The sequence below is a fragment of the Microcystis aeruginosa LEGE 91341 genome (assembly GCF_015206885.1).
GTDB lineage: Bacteria > Cyanobacteriota > Cyanobacteriia > Cyanobacteriales > Microcystaceae > Microcystis > Microcystis aeruginosa_H.
Genome location: NZ_JADEXY010000237.1, coordinates 1 through 2,828 on the forward strand (window position 1 = coordinate 1; position 2,828 = coordinate 2,828).

Annotated in this window: 4 protein-coding genes and 1 pseudogene; 3 read left to right on the plus strand and 2 right to left on the minus strand. The window is 43.5% G+C overall.

Going from position 1 to position 2,828, the window contains the following annotated elements:
• Positions 1 to 249 precede the first annotated feature (249 nt).
• The 3 genes from IQ234_RS20440 to IQ234_RS20450 all read left to right on the plus strand — a co-directional run bounded on the left by IQ234_RS20440 (position 250) and on the right by IQ234_RS20450 (position 1,714).
• A complete protein-coding gene (locus tag IQ234_RS20440) occupies positions 250 to 822 on the plus strand; it encodes a DUF2808 domain-containing protein (RefSeq protein ID WP_193958418.1) in 573 nt (190 codons plus the stop codon).
• Positions 823 to 1,079: 257 nt separating this feature from the next.
• Positions 1,080 to 1,244 carry a metallothionein gene (locus tag IQ234_RS20445; protein ID WP_193958419.1) on the plus strand — a complete coding sequence of 55 codons (165 nt, stop codon included), beginning with the start codon at positions 1,080 to 1,082 and terminating at the stop codon, positions 1,242 to 1,244.
• A 98-nt stretch (positions 1,245 to 1,342) separates the two neighbouring features.
• Positions 1,343 to 1,714 carry an ArsR/SmtB family transcription factor gene (locus tag IQ234_RS20450; RefSeq protein WP_149985687.1) on the plus strand — a complete coding sequence of 124 codons (372 nt, stop codon included), beginning with the start codon at positions 1,343 to 1,345 and terminating at the stop codon, positions 1,712 to 1,714.
• Here the strand turns inward: IQ234_RS20450 and IQ234_RS20455 are convergent.
• Positions 1,711 to 2,499, minus strand: coding sequence for a pentapeptide repeat-containing protein (locus IQ234_RS20455; RefSeq protein WP_193958420.1), 789 nt, complete (start codon positions 2,497 to 2,499; stop codon positions 1,711 to 1,713). The two genes, IQ234_RS20450 and IQ234_RS20455, sit on opposite strands and share 4 nt — an antisense overlap.
• A gap of 220 nt (positions 2,500 to 2,719) precedes the next feature.
• A pseudogene (locus tag IQ234_RS20460) lies at positions 2,720 to 2,828 on the minus strand (IS5/IS1182 family transposase); the annotation flags it as partial.

The following is a 2,828-nucleotide window of genomic DNA, read 5'->3' on the forward strand; positions in this document are numbered from 1 at the left end:
GTGTTGGGGGTTGGGGAAGTGGGGAGAAAAAAGCTGATCAGTGATCACTGATCACTGATAATGGCAGAGGTTTGGGGTTAAGTGAATTTGGTATATAGCGTTTCCTAAGCTAGTGAGGTACACCTATTTTTCTTCCTTTTTGCCTTTTGCCTCTTGCCTTTTGCCTAAAACCCATAACTTTTGTACCTCAGCAGACTGAAAAACGCTATAATTCTCCTTAACAATCAGTATTTTATAGTAGCTTTTACCTTGAAGATTCCCTTTTTGCCTTTAAAACAGACTGAAAGTCTATCTAAGCTGGCTTTGATTGCTATACTCGCTTTTGATGCTTCTGTTTCCCTCGCAGGACAATTTCCCGATGGCAGAGTATTTTTTGAAAGTTCTCCCACTCTGGTTAATTTCTTCGCTACTTTCCAATCCGTGCGTGCTTGGGGAGCAAAATACTATCTTACCATCGCTCTACCGCCGTCTCTCGGGGCGCCCCTGGGCAAAGTAACTATACAACAGCAACCTAATATTCAAACTATTGCTTTTCTTGTTGATCAAACTTTTGCTTTTCTTGGCGATCGCAATCAGCGAGGCGAAAAATTAACCCTAAAATCCACCACTTTTGACCCCAATACTCAGACGATTACGGTCATTTTTGATCCTCCCGTCCCCCCCGGTAATACCGTTTCTATCGGTCTGAAACCATTACAAAATCCCGATTATGGTGGTATCTATCAGTTTGGAATCACTGCTTATCCCCCCGGGGATAATTCTCCCGGATTAGCTCTAGGTGTCGGACGTTTAACAATTTACGATGCTGGCGATCGCTGGTAGGCTGTTCTGCGTCTAAAAACAGCAATCAGTGAGCAGTAATCAGTGAGCAGTAAAAAGACAGTAGGAAACCTCTATTTAATACTGCACACTTAAAAACTCACATCTGATAACTGATCAAGGAGAACTTCCCACCTCACCCTTGAGATGACTGCCCTAACTTTCCCGTCTGAGTTTTACAAAATTTAACTTTATTCAATCCATGAACATCTGTTCAGATGTTATACTAAAGTCAGTAAAGAACTTCAGAGGTAGTAACCATGATCGCTGTCACCACCATGAAATGTGCTTGTGAATCCTGTACGTGTCAACTATCGATCGCCGATGCGATCAAAAAAAACGATCAATACTACTGTTGCCAAGCTTGTGCCAATGGTCACGTTAACGAAAAAGGCTGTGGACACAAGGGCTGTGGTTGCGGTTAAATTTAGTTATTGGGGAGAAGGGGATAAGTATCGGGATTGAAGATTCGATCGATACCTCCCTTTCTCAACTTTCCCTTAATAACCGATCAGGAAAAAACATGGCCCTAGAGAAAATAGCACCGGTTTGTGGGGAATCCCATCACCAAGAGGGGAAATTTCAGCACTTGCAGGGATTAGAAATCGAAAAAGCCCAAAAAATGGCCGAATTTTTCAGCCTTTTGGGGGATGCCAACCGCCTCAGAATTCTGTCGCTTTTAGCCAAAAGAGAATTATGTGTTTGTGATTTAGCCGACGATTTAGGGATGAGTGAATCGGCCGTATCGCACCAGTTAAGAACCCTAAGAGCCTTAAGATTAGTTAAATACCAAAAACAGGGACGGAGAGTCTTTTATCGTCTTGCCGATCATCATGTTCTTGACCTTTATTACGCGGTCTCGGAACATTTAGAAGAGCCAGCGGACGAGGACTAAAACAGTCCCAAAGCGGGTAAAACAAACTGTAAAAGCAGAGAACCAATCCCCTGCACCATTTGGTCTAATTGAGCGTTGCCACCACCTTGTTCTCGCGGTTTTAGGGCGATTTCCATGCCTTTAATAAAATTCTCGGCTGCTTCGTAACCGGGGGTGTTACCTTGTCGTTGAAAGAGAGTCGAAGCCATTTGAGCGTCCTGGGCCGCTAGAGCATTTTGTCCCAGACGATAGTGAGCCATGGCCCGGGCCAGATAAGCTGGAGCATATTCCGAGTTAATTGTCAAGGCCTTATTAAAATTTTCTATAGCGGCGCTGGTGCGTCCCTGTTTTCCTTCCACCATCCCTAGACCGTAGAATAGTTCAGAAGTACCAGCACTACTGGGAATTCCCACCGCACCCTGCACATAGGCAGTGTCTAGTTTGGTGTTATCGAGGTTAGCATTGTTGAGATAAGCACCTCTTAAATCCGCACCCGTCAAGATTGCTCCGGTTAAGTTCGCTCCAGTCAGATTAGCACCAAAAAGAGAGGCTCCAGTTAAATTAGCACCACTCAGATCCGCTCCACTTAAATTAGCTTGACTAAGATTAGCACCGACGAGATTAGCCCCATTTAATTTTGCCCCAGTTAGATTCGATTGCACTAACCCCGAACCGCTCAGATCGCATTGGGGACATTGTCGGGTGGATAATAATTGCTGTAGGTGGTTTAAATCTTCCCCATAACCAACTAGGAACAAGTTCAGGGGAAGACTGATGACGAGGGTTAGGGCGATCGATTTGTACATAGTTTAAAATAACTCTAGTTATTATTATGGATAATAACCATGCGATCGGGGCTAATCGCTGAACTAGATTTTGCTTGAGAAATCAGCCCTTGTCCACTAAAATAGAAGATTGAAGGCTCTTAAGGTCAGAAGAAGCGACAAAATCGAGATTTGTTACCTTTTCAACAGCAGGTTTTTTAGAGGAATTTCCCTATTTCATAATAGACCTCCTGCAAAAGTCTTATTCAGCTACTTGATGATAGCCTAAAGCAAGTTCATAGTTGTAAATGCCAGCGATTAAATTAAATCTCAGACCAAAACGCCGTCTCCGATTCCTATATCTTGATGAT

What these genes read in the sequence shown, in the direction of transcription:
- IQ234_RS20445 (WP_193958419.1), top strand. Translation starts at nt 1,080, where the DNA reads ATGATCGCTGTCACCACCATGAAATGTGCTTGTGAATCCTGTACGTGT.
- IQ234_RS20450 (WP_149985687.1), top strand. Translation starts at nt 1,343, where the DNA reads ATGGCCCTAGAGAAAATAGCACCGGTTTGTGGGGAATCCCATCACCAA.
- IQ234_RS20455 (WP_193958420.1), bottom strand. Translation starts at nt 2,499, where the DNA reads ATGTACAAATCGATCGCCCTAACCCTCGTCATCAGTCTTCCCCTGAAC.